Origin of the sequence: Streptosporangium sp. NPDC001681 (assembly GCF_040298085.1) — a bacterium.
In the GTDB taxonomy this organism is placed as follows: domain Bacteria; phylum Actinomycetota; class Actinomycetes; order Streptosporangiales; family Streptosporangiaceae; genus Streptosporangium.
On sequence record NZ_JBEOZN010000057.1, the window covers coordinates 1 to 24,087 of the forward strand.

A 24,087-nucleotide genomic window follows, 5' to 3' on the forward strand; every position below is an offset into this window, starting at 1 on the left:
CCTCGCCGCGTTGTCGCCGGTCACCGCAGCACGCTGCGGCTCCCTCCTCCGCCTTGCGAGACACCACCTGACCGATCCTCGCCACGGCAAGATCCGCGGGATAGGCCCTAGAGCTCGAACTGGATCGCCGCCCGCGAGGCCACGATCGGCTTGATGTGCTCGGCGATCACGGCCTGGTGCAGCGGGTGGTCCCGGTAGGCCAGGTAGTCGTCGACGTTGTCGAAGTCCGCGACGACCGCGAACTGGTGGTTGCCCGGGTTCACGCCCGCGTCCGTGCCAAGGGTGTAGGAGCGGATCTCCGTGATGGCTTCGGGCAACTTGCCGAGCTCCGTCGCGACCCTGGCCCTCTGCTCATCGGTGGCCTCTTGTGCCCAGGTGAACAGCACGACATGCCGGAACATGATCTTCCCTTCGTTTGGGTGCCCGGCCAGCGTAAGGCCAGGCGTCACCGGAACCGGCAACGGCCCCGCGACCGCGGAGCGGGGCAGGGCGGGACGGGGTGACGGACGACGGCGAGCCCCGGACGGGTGTCGCGGCCCGTCCGGGACCTGAATCGCCGTCGAGAGGTGATCCGCGCTCACACCGAGCGCGGTGCGGAACGGCGGCTGATCCTTATCCGGCTGGAACGCCGCGGCACGGCTTCGAGCACGATCTTCTGGGCCGCCTCGGGAATGAAGCGGAGATCGTGGGTGATCAGGATGGTCGTGCGGCCGGCCATGAGCCTCTTGAGCGGTTCCATGATCCGTTCCGCGGTGAGCACGTCGAGCCCCGTCATCGGCTCGTCGAGGACGAGCACCGGGGCGTCACGCAGGATGGCCCTGGCGATGGCGATCCGCTGGCGCTGCCCGCCCGACATCAGTCGCCCACGCTGCCCGATCGGCGTGTCGTACCTGCGGGGAAGCGTGTTGACGAAGTCGTGGACGTCCGCCATGACGGCGGCGCGGACGATGTCGTCCAGGTCCGCGCCGGGGCGGCCGTAGGCGATGTTGTCGCGTACGGTCCCCGAGAAGAGCAGGTTCTCCTGCTGCAGGATGGTGATGTTGTCACGGAGCGACTCGCGCGACAGATCCCGGATGTCGGTTCCGTCGAGCAGGATGCGCCCGGCGGTGGGATCGTAGAAGCGGAGCAGCAGCTTCGCGAGCGTGGACTTGCCCACCCCGCTCGGCCCGGTGCACACGACCAGTTCCCCGGGCTCGGCGACGAAGGACATGCCGCGCAACGTCGGCCTCCTCCTGTTCGGGTAGGTGAAGCCGACGTCCTGGAACTCGACGCGGCCACGGCCACGCCCCAGATGGACGGGGGCCTCGCGGTCGGTGACGGCCGGCCGGGCCCGCAGGATCTCGATGACCCGGTCGGAGCCCGCCGCCGCCTCGGAGACGGTGAGGGCGATCTGCCCCAGGCTCTGCACCGCCGGGTAGAGGTAGGCGAGGTAGGCGGCGAAGGCGAGCAGTCCGCCGATGGTGAGGCGCCCCGAGGAGATCTCCCACGCGCCGAACCCGAGGATGGCGATCAGGCAGATGGTCTCGATCACCTGCACGACGGGCCCGTACAGGGAGGACAGCCACGCCTGTGCCACGTTGGCCCGCATCCAGGTGCTCCCCTCCGCGTGCAGCCGCTCGGCCTCGGTGCCCTGACGGTTGTAGGACTGGACGAGCGCCTGGTTGGACAGGCTCTCCTCGATGACGCTGTTCATGGTCCCGTTGCTGAGCCGCTCGCGCGCCGACACGGTCCTGAACCTGCCCGCGAAGACCTTGGAGACCAGCAGGAAGGCCGGGGCCAGCAGGAACGTCAGCAGTGCCAGGTCCCACCGGATGTAGAAGGCCGCACCGGCGAAGAAGACGACACTGGCGAGCGTGGTGAAGAGCTTGACCAGGCCGGAGGCGATGAGTTCCTCGATGGCCTCGATGTCGTCGGTGAGCCTGGCCATCAGGTCACCCAGGCGGCGGTTGTCGAAGAAGTCGGGCGTGAGCGTCTGGATGTGCTCGAACACCCTGTCTCGCAGCCGCAGCAGGAAGCGCTCGCCGCCCAGGGCCGTGAGGTAGGACCCCACGAAGGAGACCAGCCCCGCGACGGCCGCGAGGCCCAGCCAGGCCGCCGCGGGGAGCCAGAAGGCCCCCAGGTTCTGCTTGCTGAGCACCTCGTCGGTGATGAAGCCGAACAGGCCGATCGCGGCGACCTCGCAGACGGCCGCGACGATGGCGAGCACGCCACCGGCCACGAGCAGCCGGCGGAGGCCGCGGGTGTACGGCCAGAACTCCCGGAAGGTCCTGCGGATGGAGACCGTCGGCGCCGTGGGAGGACGACGCACCGCTGCCCTCGCCCCGTGGGGCGAGAGCGACTCTGAGAATGAGAGCCGGCGGTTCACCCGCCGGCTCTCATTTGTTTCTGCTAGCACCGGATCTGGTTACCACCACCACCCGCCGCCACACCCACATCCACAGCGGCGGCGCCGGCAGCAGCATCCACCCCAGGTCACGTACTGGCTGGACGGGAAGAGCTGCTTGAAAGTCATGGCTTCCCCCTTCGTGCTGAGCTTGTCGCGCTTACCAACCACGACACTAGCACCCATACCCAGACAAACACCCCATATCGACGCGCATTAAAGATGTTTTAACAACCAATTCAGAAAGGCCGTAAAACGTATCGAGAGCAAAGCCTGACAAAAGTTTCACACGGCAGCCCGACCGCCTGCCCGAACTGGGGATACGCACCACAAACCCTGATCCACAGGGGACAAAAAGCGGCTTCCCGATTATCGCCGGGACGGCGGCCCGCACGGCGTCGCGGCGGCCGGGAGGGCCGTCCCGGAGTCCTCACCCATTTCCCGTAACACCAATTGACAGGCCCGGCCGTCATGTTTAGCGATTCGCCTGCCGGATTTACCCGGCAGGCGAATCACCGCTCTGTCATGAAACCGGCTCCGGAATCACCGGGTCATCCCCAGGCGAGCATCCGGAGAGGGTCCTCAAGCATCGCGCCGACGTCGCGCAGGAACAGCGAGCCGATCTCCCCGTCCACCACCCGGTGGTCGAACGAGACCGCGAGCGTGCAGACCTTACGCGGCACGACCTGCCCGTCCACCACCCACGGCATATCCCTGACCTGGCCGAGGGCCAGGATCGCCGATTCGCCGGGGTTGAGGATCGGGGTGCCCGAGTCCACCCCGAAGACGCCCACGTTGGTGATCGTGATCGTTCCCCCGGCCATGTCCGCGGGCTGGGTGCGGCCCGCTCTGGCGGTCTCGGCGAGAGCGCCGAGGGCGCCGGCCAGAGCGGGGAGCGACAGCAGGTGGGCGTCCTTGACGTTGGGGACGAGCAGGCCGCGCGGGGTGGCCGCGGCGATACCCAGGTTGACGCGGTGCTTGACCACGATCTCCTGACGCGCCTCGTCCCAGACAGAGTTGATCATCGGGTGGCGGCGGGCGGCGACGAGCACGGCCTTGGCCACCAGGAGCAGCGGCGAGACCTTGACCTCGGCGAAGTCGGGCAGCTCCCGGAGGCGCCGGACCGCGTCCATGGTCTCCGTCATGTCCACCTGGAGGAACTCCGTCACGTGCGGCGCCGTGAACGCGGAGGCCACCATGGCCTGCGCGGTCGCCTTGCGCACCCCCCTGATCGGGATCCGCTCCTCGTCCTCCGCCGCCTGCGTCACGGCCGCCGACCGCGGCCAGGCCGTCGCGGCGCCGACCGCGGCCTGGACGTCGTCCCTGGTGATCGAGCCGTGCGGGCCGGTCCCGGTGAGAACGGTCAGGTCGATGCCCAGATCCCTGGCCAGCTTCCGCACCGGGGGCTTCGCCAGCACCGCGGCATTCGTAGGCGGTGCGGCCGTGCCGGCGCCGCCCTCCCGCACACCGGACGGCACCGCCTCGGGTGACCGCAACCCGGTGGCCGTACCGGCAAGGGACGCACCGGCGGGAGGCGTACCGGCAGGGGAGCCGCCGGTGGGAGAGGTGCCGGACGGCGACGGTTTGCGGGGGCGGCGCTTGGCCGCACCCGGCTTGACGCCGTAGCCCACCAGCACCGGCTGCCGCACCTCGGCGGGTGGCGCGGGCACCAGGTCGGCGGCGGCGTCGGCCAGGGCCGCCGGCCGCTCCGCGACGGGAGCCCCGGGACCGGCACCGTCGTCCACCGAGATGATCGGCTTGCCGACGTCCACGGTCTCGCCCTCGTCCGCCATCAGGGCCGCCACGACGCCCTCGAACGGGCAGGGCAACTCGACGACCGCCTTGGCGGTCTCGATCTCCACGATGGTCTGGTTGACCTTGACCGGGTCTCCGACCTTCACGTGCCAGCGGACGATCTCCGCCTCGGTCAGTCCCTCTCCCACGTCGGGGAGCCTGAACTCCTTCATTTCAGCCCTCCCCTAGAACGCGAACGCGCGGTCGACGGCGTGCAGGACCCTGTCCAGATCGGGCAGGTAGTGGTCCTCAAGCCGCGAGGGCGGATAGGGAGTGGAGGGCCCTCCGACCCTCAGGACCGGGGACTGCAGGTTGTAGAAGCACTCCTCGGTGACGCGGGCGGCGATCTCCGCGCCGAAGCCGTTGTAGACGGGCGCCTCGTGCACCACGATGCAGCGCCCGGTCCTGCGCACCGACTCCGTGATCTTCGGGACGTCGAGCGGATTGAGCGAGCGCAGGTCCACGACCTCCAGGGACCGGCCGTCGTCCTCGGCCGCCTTCGCGGCCTCCAGGCAGGTCTTCACCATCGGCCCGTACGCGAGCAGGGTGGCGTCCGTGCCCTGCCGTACCACCTTGGCCTCGTCGAAGGGGGTCCAGTCCGAGGAGTCGACATCCACCTCGGCCTTCTCCCAGTAGCGCCGCTTGGGCTCGAAGAAGACGACGGGGTCCTCGCAGCGGATCGCCTGCTGGATCATGGCGTAGCCGTCGGCCGGGTTGGAGCAGGCCACGACGCGCAGGCCCGCGGTGTGCGTGAAGTACGCCTCGGGCGACTCGCTGTGGTGCTCCACCGCGCCGATGCCACCGCCGCAGGGGATCCGGACGACCACCGGCAGTCTCAGCTTGCCCAGCGAGCGCAACGGCATCTTGGCGAGCTGCGTGATGATCTGGTCGGCCGCGGGAAAGACGAATCCGTCGAACTGGATCTCGCAGACCGGGCGGTAGCCCCGGAGCGCGAGGCCGATGGCCGTCCCGATGATGCCCGACTCGGCCAGCGGGGTGTCGATGACCCGCTGCTCGCCGAAGTCCTTCTGCAGGCCGTCGGTCACCCGGAACACACCGCCGAGCTTGCCCACGTCCTCCCCCATGACGAGGACCTTGGAGTCGTCCTCCATGGCCTTGCGCATGCCCTCGTTGAGCGCCTTGGCCAGCGTGAGAATGGTCATGCCTCGAACCCCTCAAGGTAGGTGGCGAACTCCGCGCGCTCGGCGTCCATCAGGGAGTGCGGCTCGGCGTAGACATGGTCGAAGATGGCCAGCGGTTCGGGGTCGGGCAGCGCGAGGCAGCGCTTGCGGACGTCCCGTCCGAGCTCGTCGGCCTCCGCGTCGATCGTGTCGAAGAAGTCCTGGTCGGCGATCTGGTTCTTGAACATGTAGGCCCTGACCCGCTCGATCGGGTCCTTGAGCTTCCATCCCTCCAACTCTGCGGCCACCCGGTAGCGGGTCGGGTCGTCGGAGGTGGTGTGGGCGCCCATCCGGTAGGTGAACGCCTCGATCAGCACGGGCCCCTGCCCCGACCTGGCCTCGGCCAGTGCCTTTCGGGTGACGGCCAGACAGGCGAAGACGTCGTTGCCGTCGACCCGGACACCGGGGAACCCGAACCCGCTGGCCCTGCGGTACAGGGGGATGCGGGTCTGCTTCTCCAGCGGCTCGGAGATGGCCCACTGGTTGTTCTGGCAGAAGAACACCACCGGCGCGTTGAACACGGAGGCCCAGATGAAGGCCTCGTTCACATCACCCTGGGAGGTGGCGCCGTCGCCGAAGTAGACGATCGAGGCGGCCTCGGCACCGTCGCGCTGGATGCCCATGGCGTAGCCGACCGCGTGCAGGGTCTGGCTGCCGATCACGATGGTGTAGAGGTGGAAGTTGTGCTCCGCGGGGTCCCACCCTCCGTGGTTGACGCCGCGGAACATGCCGAGCAGGTTCACCGGGTCGACGCCCCTGCACCAGGCCACCCCGTGCTCGCGGTAGGTCGGGAATGCCATGTCGGCCTCGGTCAGCGCCCGGCCGGAGCCGATCTGCGCGGCCTCCTGTCCGAGCAGCGATGCCCACAGACCCAGTTCGCCCTGGCGTTGCAGGGCCACGGCCTCCAGGTCGACGCGGCGGACCAGGGTCAGGTCCCGGTAGAGACCTCGGATCTCCTCGGGGGTCAGATCGATGTCGTAGTCGGGATGCTCGACCCGTTCTCCTTCCGGTGTCAGCAGTTGAATGAGCTCCGGGGGTGCTTCCGCACCACGAGAGGCGTCGGCTGTCACGTGCCACTCCTGTGTGCTAGGGGCCGTCTGGATGGGTTCGCCACCGCTGTCCGGCCGATTCGCGACGCGTTCGACCCGTCTGATGGTGGTTCGTACGCGCTTGTGGCCATCGTGGCAGAGGTCACATACGTGTGCGCAAGACCTACCTCGGCGTCCATATGCTCCCCGTTCCCCGCGCGCTCCCTTTCACCCGCCCGTTTCGTCCGCGTGGCGCGGGTCCGGCCCCCGCGCCTGAGCACGGCCGGAGCCGGTTACTCTTGAGGCGCCGAACCGTCCCCGTCGCAACCAGGAGGAACATCGTGGCGCGCGTCATCGTCGACGTCATGCTGAAGCCCGAGATTCTCGACGCGCAGGGGCAGGCGATCGCCCGCGCGCTGCCGCGGCTCGGCTTCTCCGGTGTCTCAGCGGTACGGCAGGGCAAGCGGTTCGAGGTGGAGGTCGATGGGCCCGCCGACGAGGCGGCACTTTCGGACGTCCGGAAAATGGCCGAAACCCTGCTCGCCAACACGGTGATCGAGGACTACACCGTCACTGTCGAGTCCTAGGCCGTCACTCCGCGCAGATCAACCGCCCAGATCCAGCTATATCCGGCAATATGGGCGGAGCAATCCCACGGCTTGACCACTAGTCAATAACATTACGGTTATTTTGCGGTTAGCCCGGATTCTGCAGGGAAGCCTTCACGAGGTGACGTCTGACCCCGGGAGGAAACCGGTGGACATGGAGTTCTCGCTGGCTCTGCCACGACAGGCCATCGGCATCCCGATGGTCCGCAGGGCGCTCGGCGACTCCCTGCGCTCACTCGGCGTCACCGAGGACTGCGTCTCCGACATCCTGCTCGCGGTGACCGAGGCATGCGCCAACGCCGTGCGGCACGGGGGTCCGGCCAACCGCTACGAGGTCGAGACCGCCATCGGCCACGGCCGCTGCGACGTCCGCATCATCGACCGGGGCCAGGGCCTCGTCGGAGTGCCGGAGCACTACCCGTCGGCCGACGTCGAGAACGGCAGGGGCCTGCTCATCATGCAGGCGGTGGTGGACGAGATCTCCTTCGACATCACCCCGGGCAGGGGCACCGTCGTGCACCTGCGCAAACACCTGGACTGGGATGACGACGCCGTCTTCTCCCGCGACCGGGTGCTCGCCGCCGTATAGTCCCGCCGCTCTCTCCGGCCTCATACGGGCCGGAAGACGCCCATGCCCGCTGCCCGGTTGTGTGATCCGGCACTCCGCGTATGACCGCTTGTCCGGAGCGGATAGCCTGGACGCACCGCCGCAGACCGACGTCCGATGTAAGAGACGCCGGCGCGGCGCCCGTTTGCGGAGGGGAACGTTGCCATGAGTGCTGCCCGCGTGGGCGTCGTCACTTTTCCAGGAACTCTTGACGATCAGGACGCGGCCCGCGCCGTGCGCCACGCGGGTGGCGAAGCCGTGCCGCTGTGGCACGCGGATCCCGATCTCAAGGGGGTGGACGCGGTCTTCCTGCCCGGCGGGTTCTCCTACGGGGACTACCTGCGCTGCGGGGCCATCTCCAGGTTCGCCCCGCTGATGGAGGAGCTGATCCCCGCCGCCAGGGCCGGGCTACCCGTGCTCGGCACCTGCAACGGCTTCCAGATCCTCTGCGAGGCCCACCTGCTGCCCGGGGCGCTGATGCGCAACGCCGGGCTGCACTACATCTGCCGCGACCAGGGCATCCGGGTCGAGAGCAACACCACCCCCTGGACCTCCGACTTCACCGAGGGCCAGGAGATCGTGCTGCCGATCAAGCACGGGGAGGGCCGCTACGTCGCCGACGAGGCGACCCTGGGCGCGCTGGAGGCGGGCGGCCAGGTCGTCTTCCGCTACACGGGTGGCAACCCCAACGGCTCCCTGAACGACATCGCGGGCATCCGCAACGAGGCCGGCAACATCGTCGGTCTCATGCCGCACCCCGAGCACGCCGTCGAGGACCTCACCGGCGCCCCGAGCACCGACGGGCGCGCCTTCTTCTCCTCGATCCTGAAGAAGCTGGTGAACGCATGAGTCTCGACACCGTCAAGCGGGCCGAGGAGACCCCCGGCGAGCGTCAGCCGTACGCCGAGCTGGGTATGAAGGTCGAGGAGTACGAGCGGGTCCGCGAGATCCTCGGCCGCCGTCCCACCAGCTCCGAGCTGGCCATTTACAGCGTCATGTGGAGCGAGCACTGCTCCTACAAGTCGTCCAAGGTGCACCTGCGTCAGTTCGGCACCAAGGCCCCCAAGTCGGCGGCTCTGCTCGTCGGCATGGGGGAGAACGCCGGGGTCGTGGACATCGGTGACGGCTGGGCCGCCACCTTCAAGATCGAGTCGCACAACCACCCGTCCTACGTCGAGCCCCACCAGGGCGCGGCGACCGGCGTCGGCGGCATCGTCCGCGACATCATGTCGATGGGCGCCCGGCCGGTCGCGGTGATGGACGCGCTCCGCTTCGGCGGCGCCGACGCCCACGACACCCGGCGGGTGCTGCCCGGCGTGGTCGAGGGCATCAGCCACTACGGCAACTGCCTGGGCCTGCCCAACATCGGCGGCGAGGTCGTCTTCGACCCCTGCTACATCGGCAACCCGCTGGTCAACGCCCTCTGCGTGGGCCTGCTCCGCAAGGACCAGATCAAGCTCGCGGTGGCCCCCGGACCGGGCAACAAGGTGGTCCTGTTCGGCGCGCTGACCGGCCCCGACGGCATCGGCGGCGCGTCCGTGCTGGCCTCGGCCACCTTCGAGGACTCCTCGCACGCCAAGCGCCCCAGCGTCCAGGTCGGCGACCCCTTCATGGAGAAGCTGCTGATCGAGTGCTGCCTGGAGCTCTACCAGGCGGACGTGGTCGTCGGCATCCAGGACCTCGGCGCCGCCGGTGTCTCCTGCGCGACCACCGAGCTCGCCGCCAAGGGCACCGGTGGCATGAACGTCAGGCTCGACCTGGTGCCGCTGCGCGATCCCTCGCTGCGGCCCGAGGAGATCCTGATGAGCGAGTCGCAGGAGCGCATGATGGCGGTCGTCACACCCGACGACATCGATGCCTTCATGGCGATCTGCGCGAAGTGGGACATCCCCGCGACCGTGATCGGCGAGGTCACCGATGGAGGCCGCCTCGTGATGACCTGGCACGGCGAGACCATCGTCGACATCCCGCCGGGCACCGCGGCCGACGAGGGCCCGGTCTACGAGCGGCCGTTCCAGGAGCCGGCCGGCCAGGTCGCGCTGAACAGCGACACTCCCAAGCGCCTCGCCCGCCCCACCGACCTGCGCGCGGCGCTGCTGGAGCTCCTCGGCTCACCGAACCTGGCGTCCAAGGAGTGGGTCACCTCCCAGTACGACCGCTACGTCCGCGGCAACACCGTGCTGGCCCAGCCCGCCGACGCGGGCGTGCTGCGGATCAGCGAGGCCATGCCCGGCGCCGAGGAGACGACGCGCGGAATCGCGCTGGCCACCGACGGCAACGGCCGCTACGCCCGCCTCGACCCGTACGCGGGTGCCCAGCTCGCCCTCGCCGAGGCGTACCGGAACGTGGCCACCACCGGCGCGACGCCGCTGGCGGTGACCAACTGCCTCAACTTCGGCTCCCCCGAGGACCCCGAGGTCATGTGGCAGTTCGCCGAGGCCGTGCGCGGCCTGGCCGACGCCTGCAAGATCCTCGGCGTCCCGGTGACCGGCGGAAACGTCTCGTTCTACAACCAGACGGGATCCGTCCCGATCCACCCGACGCCGGTCGTCGGCGTGCTCGGTGTCATCGACGACGTGGCCACCCGGGTACGGTCCGGTTTCACCGGTGACGGCGACCGGATCGTGCTGCTCGGCGAGACCGAGGCGGAGTTCGGCGGCTCGGAGTGGGCGCACGTGGCCCACGGCCACCTGGGCGGCCTGCCGCCCAAGGCACGGCTGGCCTCGGAGCGCGACCTGGCTCTCGTCCTGACCACGGCCGCCTCGCAGGGACTGCTGACCGGCTCCCACGACCTGTCCGACGGCGGGCTGGCCATCGCCCTCGCCGAGGCCTGTCTCGCCCAGGGCATCGGCTGCGCGGTCTCCCTGACCGGCGACGACGCGTTCGTCGAGCTGTTCAGCGAGTCGTCGGCCCGCGCGCTGGTGACCATCAGGCCCGAGTCGTTCGACACCTTCGCGAAGCTGTGCGCGGCCCACGAGGTGCCCTGCTACGGCCTGGGCACCACCGGCGGTGACTCCCTGAACATCAAGGGCGTGCTGGACATCCCGGTCACCGAGCTCCGCCAGACCCACACGTCCACCCTGCCGGGCATCTTCGGCTGATCCTCAGGCACCGCGGAGGGGGTACGGCTCGCATGAGCCGTACCCCCTTTTCGTTTTCCATGCTTTGCACGGCACCCGGTCGGGTCCGTCTCCAACCTGGAAGAAGGCCCCCGACATGGGAGAAGGCCCCCCGGAAGCCATCCGGGAGGCCCTCTGTCGCGCTGTCGTGCTCAGTCGGGGATCAGCCCATGCAGAGCGCGTAGACGGTGCCGCTGGAGTTCTTGCCGCTCACGGTCCAGCTGGAGGAGCCGCTGGGCGCGCTCGTGTAGATCTGACCGGAAGAGCTGCCGCCACCGCCACCGGGGCTGCTGCTGAAGCCGCCGCCCGTGACGACCTTGCCCGCACCGCAGCTCACGGTCTCGCTTCCGCCCTGACCGCCGAAGGTGAAGGAGTCGGTGACGGTGGTGATGGTGGGCTTGGCGCCGGTGCCGTCCTTACCCGCGGGACCCGCAGGACCGGTCGGACCCGCCGGGCCGGCCGGACCCTGAGCACCCTTGGCACCGTCCTTGCCGTCGACACCGTCCTTACCGGGGAGACCGGGCTTGCCGTCGGCACCGGGCTTGCCGGGGAGACCGTCCTTGCCGTCCTTGCCGTCCTTGCCGTTGAAGCCGTTCCGGCCGTCCTTGCCGTTCTTGCCGTCGACACCCTTCGGCCCCTGCGGACCGGTGGCACCGTCCTTGCCGTCGGCGCCCTTCGCCCCGGGGGCGCCGTCCTTGCCGTCCTCGCCCTTCGGACCCTGAGCACCGGTGTCGCCCTTGGGGCCCTGCGGACCGGTGGCACCGTCCTTGCCGGGGAGACCGCGCAGCCCCTGCGGACCCTGCGAACCGGTGTCGCCCTTGGGACCCTGTGCACCGCGCGCTCCCTGCGGTCCCTGCGGTCCGGCGGTGGCGATGCCCTGCTGGCCCTCGCTCTCCTGGCCCCATCTGATCCGGATCTCGGTGGGCTTGCACTTGGCCGTCGCATTGACGATGCGGGCGTAGCGCGTCTGCTTGTGGACACACGCGTGGATCTCCGCACCCGCCGACGAGGCTACGGCACTGCCGCTCGCGGTGAACAACGTTCCGGCGAGCACACCAACGGTCACGACGGCGAGCGTGCGTCCGCCCGGCAACTTGATAGCCACTGGGCTTCCTTTCTGCGACACCAGAGTCTGGTGTGATGGGAGAGATACACGTAGTACACGGTTCAACCGTTCCAATGGTTGACTCGCGAAACATCACACTTTGATCTCGGAAGCACAAATGTCCGGATGCCTGCCGACAGCGGTCGCGTGCGGGATAATCGGGCCGTTCGGGGGAACCCGCCCACTGGGCGTGGACGAACAACACAGGGAACCAACCGGGTTCTCCAGACACGGAGGCCACCGTGCCGACCATCAACCCGACGGACACGGCCCCACAAGACCGTTCCGAACGGGAACCGTACCTGCCGCCCGCGACCCAGCCGGTCCGCACCCTGGTGTGGGCGTTGCATCTGGCACTGCCGATGCTCGGACTCTGGCTGCTGCTGGCCCAGCCCGACCTGAACATCGTCCTGCAGGACAATCCCAGTCATTTCTGGTTGATCATCACTGTCGCCGGGATCAGCCTGGTTCTGGGCCTCATGATCAGCGAGGCGTCGGCCAGGCGGGCGGACGCACGCCTGCTCCTGGTCTCGCTGGTCTTCCTGAGCAGCGCCGGATCCTTCCTGGTGCACGGGCTGAGCACCCCGGGCATCATCCTGGGCACCCCGAGCCACGGGTTCGACCTGTCCCACCCGGTGGGCCTCCTCATCGCCTCGGTGTTCGCGTTCATATCGGCGCTGCCCCTGGGGGACCGAGCGGCCGAGATCGTCCTGCGGCGCCAGATGTGGCTACGCGGCGGTCTGGCCACCCTGATCACCGGGTGGGGGATCGCCTGCCTGGTGCCGGGCCTGACCCCGCTGAGCGACTCGCCCCCCGAGGGCACCGGCCTGGGCGGCCTGGAGTGGATCGGGGTGGCCCTGTACCTGGTGGCGGCCGCGATGATGTTCCAGCTGCACCGTGGCCGCCCCGCGGTCGTGCTGATCAGCCTGGTCACCGCGTACACGCTGCTCGCCGAGTCCCTGGTCGCGGGGTTGTCCCACCACAACTGGCACCTGTCGTGGTGGCTCTGGCACGTGCTGCTGACCACCGCGTTCCTCTTCGTCGCCTACAGCGCCTACCTGCAGTTCCGGCGGGAGGGCACGAGCGCCGGGCTGTTCGACTCGGTGGCGCTGTCGGCGACGGTCCGCAGGATCAGAGCCGACTACGAGGCCGCCCTGGAGGAACTCGTCGGCCACCTGCGGCGCAGGGAGGAGAGCAGGGTTCCGATCGCGAACAGGCTGGCGGGCAAGTTCGAGCTCACCGAGTCCCAGGTGGCGGTGCTCGACCGGGCGGGTGAGGCACTGGCCAACGAGCGGGAGCTGACCGACAGGCTCGCCGCGCTGGTCGAGGTGGGCAGGAAGGCCCGCGTGGGCCTGCCGGAGCGCGAACTGCTGGCGCAGAGCCTCGACCGCGTACGGCAGGCGTACGGAGACGTCCGGATCAAGCTGGTCGACAACGGCCGGGTCACCGTGAACTCCAGGGAGTACGGTCCGAAGGACTTCCCCGGCGACCAGCCGATCCGGCTGGAGAGGAAGGTCGTCCACCCCCTGACCGTGAAGGGCAGGCTCGCCGGGGCGCTGGAGGTGCCGACCGGCAGAACCCCGCAGGACGAGGCGCTCGCCGCCATGCTGGCCGGTCAGCTGTCCATCTCCCTGGAGAACGCCCGCCTCTACAGCGAGCTGGAGACCCTCTTTCGGCAGTACATGTCGCCGGACGTGGCCCAGTCACTGCTGGCCGACCCGCAGACCGCCGCGCTCGGCGGCGAGTTGGTCGAACTGACCGCGCTCTTCGCCGACCTGAAGGGCTTCACGAGCTTCTCCGAGCGGGTGGCGCCCGGCGAGATCGTCGAGATGTTGAACCGCTACCACACCGCGGCCGTGCCCATCGTGCTCGGCAACGGCGGCACGATCGTGCAGTTCGTGGGTGACGCGCTGCTCGCGCTGTTCAACGCCCCCGCCCGGCAGTCCGACCACGCCCTCGCCGCGGTGCGGGCGGGCCTGGCGATGCAGGAGGCCGCCGAGAAGATCGCAGCGGGGATGCCCGGCTATCCCCGCTTCAGGATTGGGATCAATACCGGTGAGGCGCTTGTCGGAAACATCGGCAGCCCCGAGCTTCGCGGTTTCAACGCGATGGGCGACTGCGTCAACGTGGCCGCCAGACTTGAGGGAATCGCCGATCCCGGCAGCGTCGTGATCGGCCAGAGCACCCTCGACCTGATCGGCCCCCGGGCCCAGACTCGTTCCCTGGGCCCGCTCAACCTCAAGGGCAGGGAACAACCCGTCCATGCCCACGTGCTGTCCGGGCTCTCGTAGCAGCGCCTCTCGCCCCGGGAGCCGTACGGACACGATCGAGATCACCATGAGGTGGTTATGACTTCTTCCCCCGAACCAGGTGAGTTCATCACATTGCTCACGAGCGATGAGGTAGCGGCTCTGTACGCCGCCGGGCGTCCCCGGCGCTGGGACAGGGGCGCGACGATGTTCACCGAAGGCGACGTGAACGACTGGGTGGTCATCCTGACATCCGGCCGGGTCAAGGTGTCCTCGCACACCGCGATCGGCAGCGAGGTGGTCCTGGCGATCCGGGGACCCGGGGCGTTGCTCGGCGAGTTCGCGGCGATCGACGGGCTGCCCAGGTCCGCCACGATCACCGCCCTCGAACCCGTCGAAGGAGTCACGGTCCGCGACTTTCCCGCCTACCTGCGGGACCACGGGAGAGTCGCGGTGCTGCTCATGCGGATGGTGATCGGCAAGATGCGCGACTCCGACCGCAAGCGGATCGAGTACGGCGCGTTCGACACCACGGGCCGGGTGGCCACCCGGCTGGTCGAGCTGGCCGAGCGGTACGGCGAGCCCACCAACGGCGGGGTCCGGGTGACGTTGCCGCTCTCCCAGGACGAGCTGGCCGGCTGGACCGGAGCCTCCCGCGAGGCGGTCAGCAAGGCGTTGCGCTCCCTGCGCGACCGCGGGCTGATCGAGACGGGCCGCCGCCGCGTGATCATCCACGATTTGGAGGGCCTGCGCAGACGGGCGCGCTGAGGGCGCGCCTACCTGCGAGAGGGAAAACGTCGCCCCCGGCGGTGACGAGCACCACGATCACCGCCTCCGGCCTGACCCGGGACGCGATCCGGACGGGCGTGCTGTGCCCCGCCACCCGGCTGCCGTCCGCGCCGGATGTGGCCTGACGCGAGGCGCGAGCGGGTTGGACGTGCTCTGTGGCGGATCTGGATCAAGATCGACGTACAACGTACGTCAGACTGTAGCTCATGGTCGCAATCCCCCAAGACCTGCCCGGATCCCCTGAATACCTATCCAAACTCCGGTACGCGTGGCGGGTCTGCTCGGTCACCAGCCTCGGCATGGTCATGATCGGCATCTCCGGCAGCACGCTGAACGTCGCACTTCCCACCGTGGTCAGGCACTTTCACGCGGACGCGTTCGCGGCCGGCTGGGTCCTGCTGGCCTTCCTCCTCGTCAACACCGCGACGCTGGTGTTCTTCGGCCGGGTGGCCGACCTGCTCGGCCGACGGGAGATCTATCTGGCGGGGTTCCTCCTGTTCACCGTCGGATCGCTGCTCGCCGGGCTCTCACCCGGCGTCTGGTTCCTGATCGCGATGCGCGCCGTGCAGGCGATCGGAGCCGCGATGGTCCTCGCCAACGGAACCGTGATCATCACCGACGCCTTCCCGCCGGACAGGCTCAGCCAGGGCATGGGCGTCTACATCGGCACGCTCTCGGTCGCCCAGCTCGCCGGCCCCACCCTGGGCGGCCTCATCGCCGAGACCGCCGGCTGGCAGTGGATCTTCTGGATGAACGTACCGGCCGGGCTGACCGCCCTGGTCTGGGGAGCGCTCACGCTGCGCCGGGGGCCCCGGGGGGCGCGCAGGCCGGTGGACGCGCTCGGCAACCTGATCGTGTTCGCCGCCCTCTCCGCGGCCCTGATCGCGCTCTCCGAGGCGGGGTCCCGGGGCCTGTCCAGCCCCGTGGTGACCGTCGGCATGGCGATCGCGGTGGCGCTGGTCCCGGTGCTGGTCCTGGTGGAGCGCCGGGCGTCGCACCCCGTACTCAACGTGCGCCTGTTCGGCGAGCGCATGCTGGCCTTCGCCAACCTCGCCTCCTTCTGCAACGCGCTGGCGCGCTCGGCGCTGATCCTGCTGGTCGCCCTCTACTTCCAGGCCGCCAGGGGCGTCGACGCCGTCACCGCGGCCCTGGGCGTGCTCCCTGTCCCGATCGGCATGGCCCTGGCCTCCCCGGTCACCGGCGCCCTCGGCCGCCGGATCAGGCCGTACGCGCTGTCGGTGGGGGGCACCCTGATGAGCGCGGCCGGGCTGGGCATCCTGCTCCTGAACACCGCTCCCGCCACGCCGTACTGGATCATCGGGGTTGGCCTGTTCCTGTGCGGCTGCGGCAGCGGCACCTTCCTGACCGGCAACACCACCCAGGTCATGGCGGCTCTGCCGGCGGGGAGCCTGGGAGTGGTGAACGGCTTCCGGCTTATGATCATGAATGTCGGGATCGTGCTGGGGGTCGCCCTCACGCTCAGCGTGCTGACCGGCTCGGTCAGCGCCGAGCTACGCGGGCAGGTGTACGCGGGCACGCTGTCGCGCCTCTCCCCCGTCGCCGTGGACCACCTGATGGCCGGCTTCCAGCGGACCTACGCGGTCCTGTTCTCCGTCGCCCTGTGCGGGGCCGTCGCCGCGGCGCTGGCCCGCCCTCGCCGTCCCCTTCGGGTGGCCGGGAACGACTGATCGGCTCGGCGGCGGGCCCGATAACCGGACATGGCCCCGTACCAGCGTGTCTCCCCCTCCTTGTGCGATATGGCCGACATAATGGAGACGGCCCGCCTGATCAGGATGGATGCCGGCACCCCCGCCCGGGTCGTCCCGGACATGTCTTCTCCCCAGAAACCCGCGTCGCACCGCCCCTCGGGTGTCCGACAGGAGGAGCACATGCGTTTCGTCACACGAATCGGGATGGCCACCGCGCTCATGATGAGTCCGGGCGTTCCGATAGAACCGGACGCCACCCCCACACCCACGCCCACACCCAGCCCCACGACGACGTCCACACCCACCCCCAGCGCCACCCCTACCCCCACCCCCACCCCCACCCCCACACCCACACCCAGCGCCACAGTGACGTCCAGCGCCACCTCCGACACCACCGCCACCGTCACCACCAAAAACCATCAGACGGTGACAATTCCCCCTATAGGGGGCAGAAACACCATCCCCAAGGCGCTGAAGAACGTCCCGTCGCTCCGCATCCTTCCCCCGTGGCCCCGCCAGGCCAGCCACGTCCGGATATTCGTGCACTGCCCTCCCTCGTCGAACCACGCGATCGTCGGCTCCACCGCGTTCAACCTGAAAGGGTCGAACCGTATCTACCGGGAGATCGGGGTAGGACTCTCCGACCGGGGATTGGCACACCGCGCCGCGTCCATCTCCTACTTCGCCCTGCCCGGACCCCACGGGGCCTGCCTGAAGTGCGTGAAGGTCACGATGAACAAGAAAACCCGGATCAGGCGGATCCGGGTGACCGGCCGGTCCTCCGCCCCGCTCTTCGTACGGAGATTCAGCATCTGGCAGTTCTTCGACTGATCGGGTGTCGCCAACGGGTCCGATCCTCACGCCACGAGGATCGGACCCGTGCTTCCCGGAAGCGGAGACGGCGGTCAGGAGCCGATCTTGCCGCCCCTCGCGTGCCAGGCGACCACGACGGACGGGCGGGGCTGGGAGGTGCCGCCGTCCGGCCAGTGGCTGCTGGGAGCCTCGGGGGTGGCGCCGTTGGTCTCGCCGGGGTGTTGCACGGCCACGAAGACGCTGCGCTGGTCCGCACTGACCAGCGGGCCGCAGGTCTCCGCGCCGACCGGCACGCTCAGGAACTGCTTGAGGTGGCCGCGCTCGGAACCACGGACCGGCATGACGAACAGGCCGTCGTTGGCACCGAGCTGGCTGCCGTCCGTGGCGATCCAGAGGTTGCCGTCGGCGTCGAAGGCCACGTTGTCCGGGCAGGAGATCGCCGAGACCTTGGTCTTGTCGAACCCGGCGAAGTAGGTCGCGGGGTCGTTCGGATCGCCGCAGACCAGCGGCAGGGACCAGGCGAAGGTCGTGGCCCCGGCGTCGTTCCGCCGCTCGACGATCTCCAGGATGTGGCCGTGCTTGTTGGCCGGGCGCGGGTTGGCCTCGTCCACCTGGGCCGGAGTCCGGTTGGTGTTGTTGGTCAGCGCCACGTAGACGCCGCCGGTGACGGGGTTGCGCTCCACGTCCTCGGGGCGGTCCATCTTGGTCGCCCCGACCTTGTCGGCCGCCACCCGGGTGTAGACGAGCACCTCCGCGGCCGTCATCCCCGGCACGTGCGAGACGTCACCGGTGACCAGCGGGATCCACTCGCCCGAGCCGTCGAACTGCCCGTCGGCCGGGAGCCTGCCGGTGCCGTCGATCTCGGTGGCGGGGCTGTCTCCGGTGAATTTGGCCACGTACAGCGTGCCGTCGTCCAGCAGGTCCCGGTTGTTCCGGTCGAAGCCGGGAATGTAGCGCTTCCTGGAGACGAACTTGTAGACGTACTCGAACCGGGAGTCGTCCCCCATGTAGGCCACCACCCGGCCGTCGGCGGCCAGGGAGGTGGTGGCGCCCTCGTGGGCCAGCCTGCCCAGGGCGGTGCGCTTGATCGGGGTGGAGTCCGGATCGAACGGGTCGATCTCCACGATCCAGCCGGTACGGTTGATCTCGTTCGGGTGTTTCGCCAGGTCGAACCGGTCCTCGACCCGGTCGAACCTGCGGTTTCCACTCGGGATGCCCGTCGTGGCGCTCACCCCGTACCGGGTGAGGTAGGGCTTCTGCGCCTCGGGCACGCCGTTGCCGTTGACGAAGTACTGGTTGAAGTTCTCCTCGCCGCTGAGCACCGTGCCCCACGGCGTGGTGCCGCCCGCGCAGTTGTTCAGCATGCCGACCGGCGTGGTGCCCCTCGGGTCGGCCGCGGTCTTCAGCAGGTCGCTGCCGGCCGCCGGGCCGGTGAACCTCATCCGGGTCTGCACGGTGATGCGACGGTTGTAGCGACGGGAGCCCTTGGTCACCAGCCTCCACTGGCCGGAGGCGCCCACCCGCTCGACCTCGACCACCGAGCCGCCGTGCGCGGCCATCGCGATCCTGATCTGCTCCTCCGTCGCGGCGGTGCCGTCCGTGTAACCGCGGAACATCAGGTTCTCGTCGGTGTACTCGTGGTTGACCCAGAGCAGGCCACGGTGCTGCCCCAGCTGGAAGAGCGTCACGTAGTCACAGTTGTAGCCGAACTGCTTGGCCTGCGCGGCGGCCGTCTGGTTCTCGAAGTCGAACGCCGGAGCGCCGGGCAGCACCGGGTCACCCCAGCCCACCACGACCGCCGACAGGTAGCCCGTGGGGACCGTCACCTTGTCGTCGGTGTTCGGCGCGATGGCGGTGAAGCGCGGGCCGCCCTTCCGGCCGGTGGCCTTCGCCCCCCGGTCCGGGTCGGCGACGGCAGGGAGCGCCGTACCGACCCCCACCCCGGCGACGACGGCGCCCAGGGCGCCCGCGCGCAGCACCCCGCGCCGGGTCATCGCCTCGGCGACCACGTCGCCGAAGTAGGTGTTGTCACTGGTGTTCATCACATCGTGGGCGCACTGGTCACCGCAACGGAACCGGCAGGTGAGCGCGCTGCGGCCACCCTTGTGAGGGCTCATGAGCAGGGGCAGCAGGCGACGCGGCGACATGTTCGCCACAGGGTCCTCCAAAAAGGGGTGGAGTCTTACCGCCCGGACGCTACGTGCGCCGGCCAAACCTGAGGTGAACGACATTTGCCCGGACGGTGAACCGTTCGGTGGAGCGGGCCCGGCGATCATCGGGATCGAGCAGCTCGGCGGTGCCCTGTCGTCGGGACGGCCCGCTCCGGCGGGCATCATGGAGGGCGTGCCGCCTTACAAGCCCGATCCCGCCAAGGTTCACGCCGTTCTCGACACCCAGCTGAGCTCCCTCGACGAGCCGCCCTACGACGGCCCTACCGGGGTCACGGCGCTGCTGGACGCCTGCGTGAGCGTGGTGCTGCGAGCCTTCGAGCGAGAGATCCGCCCGGAACGGGAGATCACCCGCTTCGCCGTACGGCACCTGCTGGACAGGCTGGCGACGGCCGCTCCCGGCCGGACCGTCGAGGTCCGGGTCCCGCCCTACGCGGCGGTGCAGTGCGTGGAAGGTCCCCGGCACACCCGCGGCACCCCGCCCAACGTGGTGGAGACCGACGCGCGCACCTGGCTGGACCTGGCCACCGGCCGTCTGACCTGGTCTGCGGCGATGGCCGCCGGTAAGGTCGCGGCGAGCGGAGCCCGCGCCGACCTGTCGGAGCATCTGCCTCTGCGATAGCCCTCGCCGTTCCCCGGCACATGGTGGGACGCTGAGCCTCTCTGGAGGCTCACCGCCCCACCGCCCCTCAGGGGGTGGGCTGGAGCCGGACGCCGAACCTGTCCTCGATGCAGCGCTGCTGTAGCTCCGGTGGCAGGTTGGCGCAGTCGCCGATCTTGCTGTAGAGCCAGCTCAGGAACGCCGCCGCGATGATCAGAGTGAGGACGCTCAGCGCTATGCCCACCCAGGCCCTGCCCGGGGCGGACTTCTTGACGAGCGCGACGATGCCGACGATCAGGCCGACGATCGCCACCAGCACACCGAGGCCGCAGACGACGAGCGACACGATGGCCACGATCCCGAGCACGAGCGCGGCGGTGCCGAGCCCGTCGCTCTGCCTGCGCCCCTCACCCGGATACGCCGGATAAGGCGCGGCGCCCGGATAGGCGGGCATGCCAGGCGGCGGGTACGGCGGCGGCTGGTAAGGGCCTGGCGCGCCCTGAGGCGGCTGGTAGGGGCCCTCCGCGGACGGCGTCTGCGGGCCGGGACCTCCGTAGGGCTGCCCGGCCTGCTGGGCCTCCCCGTATCTCGGCTGCTCCCCGTAGGCGTGCCGGCCCGAATAGCCCGGCTGGGGAGTGCCGGGAGCGGGCTCGGTGGGCCGAGGCTGGGCCGCGGGTTCCGCCGAGGGCTCAGGCGGTTCGTAGCGCGAGGGCTGGGTGGGGCCGGGGTGATCAGGACCGCCCGGAGCCTCCGAGGCGCCCTCCCAGCCGGGATACGCGGCGGGCGTGGCACCGGGCACGGGGTGCGGCGGCCGTTCCTCCGGTTCGGGGACTTCCCGCTCCCGCCCACCGGACTCCGGCGTCTCGTCCCCCTTGGGGGCGTCCGGATCACCGGCCTGGTCAGGCTGGGGGACCTCCGGCGCGACCGGCGTGTCCGGGTGCGGCGGCACCCTCGGCTCTTCGGGAACGGGGGGCGGTGGCCGGTTCGGCGTCTCGCCGGGGTCGGGTACGGGCGACTCGGGATCCGGCTCCTTCCACGGCTCCCGCCGCGGATCGGGCTGGTTCGGGTCCACAGGTGTTGTCACGTCTCTTCTCCCGACGCTTGGGCATGCCGGATATCTCACACTCCCCTGTCACCTGCCGACGAAACAGGCTGACACGGCAAAACACCGATGATCGTTCGGTCAGGGTGCGACATGCCACGGAACGGACCCTAGGTGCGAGCAGGGAAGAAGCCGACCTAGAATGAAGCATGTGTTGAAGGGCGACGGCCATCTGAGCCATGACCTTGACCCCCACGACCGGCCTCCGAAGGACGCATGTGGCGTCTTCGGGGTCTGGGCTCCTGGGGAGGAAGTCTCCAAACTCACCTACTACGGACTGTACGCGTTACAGCACCGCGGTCAGGAGTCCGCGGGCATCGCGGTCAGCGAGGGCAGCAGGATCCTCGTCTACAAGGACATGGGACTGGTCTCCCAGGTCTTCGACGAGTCCGTGCTCGGCACCCTCCGCGGCCACCTGGCGATCGGCCATTGCCGCTACTCGACGACCGGGTCGAGCGTCTGGGAGAACGCGCAGCCGACGCTGAGCTCGACCGAGGGTGGCGGGCTCGCGCTCGCCCACAACGGAAACCTGATCAACACCCCGGTGCTGGCCAGGCGTCTGGCCCCGGGGTCCACCCGGGCGACCACCGACACCGAGGTGCTGACGTCGCTGCTGGCCCAGGACCGCAGCCAGTCCATCGACGACGCGGCCGCCGAACTTCTTCCGCAGGTCAGGGGCGCCTACTCGCTCGTCTTCATGGACGAGCGGACACTTTACGCGGCCCGTGACCCCCAGGGCGTCCGCCCGCTGGTCCTGGGGCGCCTGGAGCGCGGCTGGGTGGTCGCCTCCGAGACCGCGGCCCTGGACATCGTGGGCGCCACGTTCGTCCGCGAGATCGAACCGGGTGAGCTGATCACCATCGACGAGCGCGGCGTGCGCTCGCGGAAGTTCGCGCTCGCCGAACCCAAGGGCTGCCTGTTCGAGTACGTCTACCTGGCCCGCCCGGACACCACGATCGCCGGGCGCGGCGTGCAGACCACGCGCGTCGAGATCGGCCGCATGCTGGCCCGCGAGCACCCGGTCGAGGCCGACCTGGTCATCCCCACGCCCGAGTCGGGCACCCCCGCCGCCGTCGGCTACGCCGAGGAGAGCGGGATCCCGTACGGCCAGGGCCTGGTCAAGAACTCCTACGTGGGCCGGACCTTCATCCAGCCGTCCCAGACGATCCGCCAGCTGGGCATCCGCCTGAAGCTCAACCCGCTGAAGGAGGTCGTCGCCGGCAAGCGCCTGATCGTCGTGGACGACTCGATCGTCCGGGGCAACACCCAGCGGGCGATCGTCAAGATGCTGCGCGAGGCGGGCGCCAGGGAGGTGCACGTCCGGATCTCCTCCCCGCCGGTCAGCTGGCCGTGCTTCTACGGCATCGACTTCGCCACCCGGGCCGAGCTGATCGCCGGTTCGCTCAGCGTGGAGGAGATCCGCGCCTCGCTCGGCGCCGACTCACTCGGATACATCTCGCTGGAGGGCCTGACCAAGGCCACCACGATCCCCGCCGACCGGCTCTGCCGCGCCTGCTTCGACGGTAACTACCCGATCCCGATCGACCAGGACAACGTGGGCAAATACGTGCTGGAGGCCAAGCATTGAGCAGGTCAGGCAGTCAGACCGCCCGGCCGACGAGAGAGGCCCCATGACCAGCTACGCGGCCGCAGGAGTGGACATCGACGCGGGTGAGCGCGCCGTCGAGTTGATGAGGTCGAAGGTCGCGCGGGCCCGGCGGCCCGAGGTCGTGGACGACGCCAGCGGCTTCGCCGGCCTCTTCGACGCCTCGGCCCTGCTGTCGTACCGGCGGCCGCTGCTCACCACGTCGACCGACGGCGTCGGCACCAAGGTCATGCTGGCCCAGCGGCTGGGCAAGCACGACACGATCGGCCTCGACCTGGTCGGCATGGTCGTGGACGACCTGGTGGTCTGCGGTGCCGAGCCGCTGTTCATGACCGACTACATCGCCTGCGGCAAGGTCGTTCCCGAGCGGATCGCCGAGATCGTGGGCGGCATCGCCGAGGGCTGCCGCCTGGCGGGCTGCGCCCTCATCGGCGGGGAGACCGCCGAGCATCCCGGAGCCATGGGCGCCGACGAGTACGACCTCGCGGGTGCCGCCACCGGCGTGGTGGAGGCCGACCGGATGCTCGGCCGGGACAGGGTCCGCGAGGGCGACGTGGTCCTCGCGCTGGCCTCCTCCGGCGTGCACTCCAACGGCTACTCGCTGGTCCGGCACATCATCGACCGGGCCGGGCTGTCGCTGGAGGCCGAACTGCCCGAGCTGGGCCGGACGCTGGGCGAGGAGCTGCTGGAGCCGACCAGGATCTACTCACTCGACTGCCTGGAGCTGGCCCGCACGGTCGACGTCCACGCGTACGCGCACATCACGGGCGGCGGCCTGGCGAGCAACCTGGCCCGTTCGCTGCCCGACGGGCTGGACGCGCTGCTCGACCGCTCGTCATGGACCCCGCCCGCCGTCTTCGAGGTGCTCGCCGGACACGGCCAGGTGGCCCAGGCCGACATGGACCGCACGTTCAACCTGGGCGTGGGCATGACCGCGATCGTCGCCGCGGAGGCCGTGCAGCCCGCCCTGGCGCTGCTCGGCGAGCGTGACCTTCCGGCCTGGGTGCTCGGCGAGATCGTCGAGGGCTCCGGCCAGGCACGTTTCCGATGACCCGATGGATCTTCCCCGCCCCGGGCCGGGGCGGGGAAGATCCCGGATAAGTCGAGTACCACGAAAAGCGCCCCGGACCACCGGAGCGCCGCATATTGTCGACTCCCAGCGAGAAGGACACCCGGCCGCTATGTGCTCACCGCCGGGTGCCCTGCTCACCGTCAAACCGAAACC

At 69.7% G+C, this 24,087-nt stretch carries 19 protein-coding genes; 11 read left to right on the forward strand and 8 right to left on the reverse strand.

The features are described 5' to 3' along the window. Nucleotides 1-107: 107 nt before the first annotated feature. From ABT130_RS24785 to pdhA, 5 genes are all read right to left on the reverse strand, one after another. Complete coding sequence (locus ABT130_RS24785) at nt 108-401, reverse strand: Dabb family protein (protein ID WP_350959008.1); 294 nt, start codon at nt 399-401, stop codon at nt 108-110. 176 nt (nt 402-577) lie between these two features. Next, on the reverse strand, nt 578-2,308 hold the full coding sequence (locus ABT130_RS24790; protein ID WP_350959010.1) for an ABC transporter ATP-binding protein: 1,731 nt from the start codon (nt 2,306-2,308) through the stop codon (nt 578-580). Between the two features lie 626 nt (nt 2,309-2,934). Next, complete coding sequence (locus ABT130_RS24795; RefSeq protein ID WP_350959012.1) at nt 2,935-4,350, reverse strand: dihydrolipoamide acetyltransferase family protein; 1,416 nt, start codon at nt 4,348-4,350, stop codon at nt 2,935-2,937. Nucleotides 4,351-4,362: 12 nt separating this feature from the next. Further along, nucleotides 4,363-5,340, reverse strand: coding sequence for an alpha-ketoacid dehydrogenase subunit beta (locus ABT130_RS24800; protein WP_350929765.1), 978 nt, complete (start codon nt 5,338-5,340; stop codon nt 4,363-4,365). After that, on the reverse strand, nt 5,337-6,428 hold the full coding sequence (gene pdhA / locus ABT130_RS24805; RefSeq protein WP_350929764.1) for a pyruvate dehydrogenase (acetyl-transferring) E1 component subunit alpha: 1,092 nt from the start codon (nt 6,426-6,428) through the stop codon (nt 5,337-5,339). Before pdhA ends, ABT130_RS24800 begins: the two co-directional genes overlap by 4 nt. A gap of 299 nt (nt 6,429-6,727) precedes the next feature. Between pdhA and purS the strand changes: the two genes are divergently transcribed. From purS to purL, 4 genes are all read left to right on the forward strand, one after another. After that, nucleotides 6,728-6,973 (forward strand): phosphoribosylformylglycinamidine synthase subunit PurS, encoded by a 246-nt coding sequence (purS, locus tag ABT130_RS24810; protein WP_350929763.1) that lies wholly within the window; start codon nt 6,728-6,730, stop codon nt 6,971-6,973. 142 nt (nt 6,974-7,115) lie between these two features. Then, nucleotides 7,116-7,583: an ATP-binding protein gene (locus tag ABT130_RS24815; RefSeq protein ID WP_350929762.1), complete on the forward strand. Its 468-nt coding sequence runs from the start codon at nt 7,116-7,118 to the stop codon at nt 7,581-7,583. Between the two features lie 183 nt (nt 7,584-7,766). Continuing rightward, nucleotides 7,767-8,450 carry a phosphoribosylformylglycinamidine synthase subunit PurQ gene (gene purQ / locus ABT130_RS24820; RefSeq protein ID WP_350929761.1) on the forward strand — a complete coding sequence of 228 codons (684 nt, stop codon included), beginning with the start codon at nt 7,767-7,769 and terminating at the stop codon, nt 8,448-8,450. After that, nucleotides 8,447-10,702, forward strand: a complete 2,256-nt coding sequence (gene purL, locus ABT130_RS24825; protein WP_350959015.1) for a phosphoribosylformylglycinamidine synthase subunit PurL — start codon at nt 8,447-8,449, stop codon at nt 10,700-10,702. The genes purQ and purL overlap by 4 nt, the downstream gene beginning before the upstream one ends. Nucleotides 10,703-10,883: 181 nt before the next feature. Here purL and ABT130_RS24830 read toward each other — a convergent pair whose 3' ends face one another. Then, nucleotides 10,884-11,825, reverse strand: a complete 942-nt coding sequence (locus ABT130_RS24830; protein ID WP_350959017.1) for a collagen-like domain-containing protein — start codon at nt 11,823-11,825, stop codon at nt 10,884-10,886. A gap of 242 nt (nt 11,826-12,067) precedes the next feature. On the opposite strand from ABT130_RS24830, the gene ABT130_RS24835 reads away from it, so the two are divergent. The 4 genes from ABT130_RS24835 (at nt 12,068) to ABT130_RS24850 (ending at nt 17,403) form a co-directional block, all read left to right on the forward strand. Then, nucleotides 12,068-14,116 (forward strand): adenylate/guanylate cyclase domain-containing protein, encoded by a 2,049-nt coding sequence (locus ABT130_RS24835; RefSeq protein WP_350959020.1) that lies wholly within the window; start codon nt 12,068-12,070, stop codon nt 14,114-14,116. Between the two features lie 93 nt (nt 14,117-14,209). Beyond that, nucleotides 14,210-14,842, forward strand: a complete 633-nt coding sequence (locus ABT130_RS24840) for a Crp/Fnr family transcriptional regulator (RefSeq protein WP_350959022.1) — start codon at nt 14,210-14,212, stop codon at nt 14,840-14,842. 227 nt (nt 14,843-15,069) lie between these two features. Next, on the forward strand, nt 15,070-16,551 hold the full coding sequence (locus ABT130_RS24845) for an MFS transporter (RefSeq protein ID WP_350929756.1): 1,482 nt from the start codon (nt 15,070-15,072) through the stop codon (nt 16,549-16,551). Nucleotides 16,552-16,752: 201 nt separating this feature from the next. Next, nucleotides 16,753-17,403, forward strand: coding sequence for a hypothetical protein (locus ABT130_RS24850; protein WP_350959025.1), 651 nt, complete (start codon nt 16,753-16,755; stop codon nt 17,401-17,403). Between the two features lie 74 nt (nt 17,404-17,477). On the opposite strand, the gene ABT130_RS24855 is transcribed toward ABT130_RS24850, so the two are convergent. After that, a complete protein-coding gene (locus ABT130_RS24855) occupies nt 17,478-19,541 on the reverse strand; it encodes a PhoX family protein (RefSeq protein WP_451935537.1) in 2,064 nt (687 codons plus the stop codon). Between the two features lie 64 nt (nt 19,542-19,605). Between ABT130_RS24855 and ABT130_RS24860 the strand changes: the two genes are divergently transcribed. Further along, the gene (locus tag ABT130_RS24860) at nt 19,606-20,175 is read left to right on the forward strand and encodes a sterol carrier family protein (protein ID WP_502992209.1); all 570 of its coding nucleotides are present in this window, start codon (nt 19,606-19,608) and stop codon (nt 20,173-20,175) included. Between the two features lie 67 nt (nt 20,176-20,242). Here ABT130_RS24860 and ABT130_RS24865 read toward each other — a convergent pair whose 3' ends face one another. After that, nucleotides 20,243-21,238 carry a hypothetical protein gene (locus ABT130_RS24865; RefSeq protein ID WP_350959028.1) on the reverse strand — a complete coding sequence of 332 codons (996 nt, stop codon included), beginning with the start codon at nt 21,236-21,238 and terminating at the stop codon, nt 20,243-20,245. 160 nt (nt 21,239-21,398) lie between these two features. Here ABT130_RS24865 and purF point away from each other — a divergent pair, with 160 nt between their 5' ends. Both purF and purM read left to right on the forward strand, forming a co-directional pair. Beyond that, complete coding sequence (purF, locus tag ABT130_RS24870) at nt 21,399-22,844, forward strand: amidophosphoribosyltransferase (RefSeq protein WP_350929753.1); 1,446 nt, start codon at nt 21,399-21,401, stop codon at nt 22,842-22,844. Between the two features lie 43 nt (nt 22,845-22,887). Next, nucleotides 22,888-23,913 carry a phosphoribosylformylglycinamidine cyclo-ligase gene (gene purM / locus ABT130_RS24875; protein WP_350929752.1) on the forward strand — a complete coding sequence of 342 codons (1,026 nt, stop codon included), beginning with the start codon at nt 22,888-22,890 and terminating at the stop codon, nt 23,911-23,913. Nucleotides 23,914-24,087: the final 174 nt, after the last annotated feature.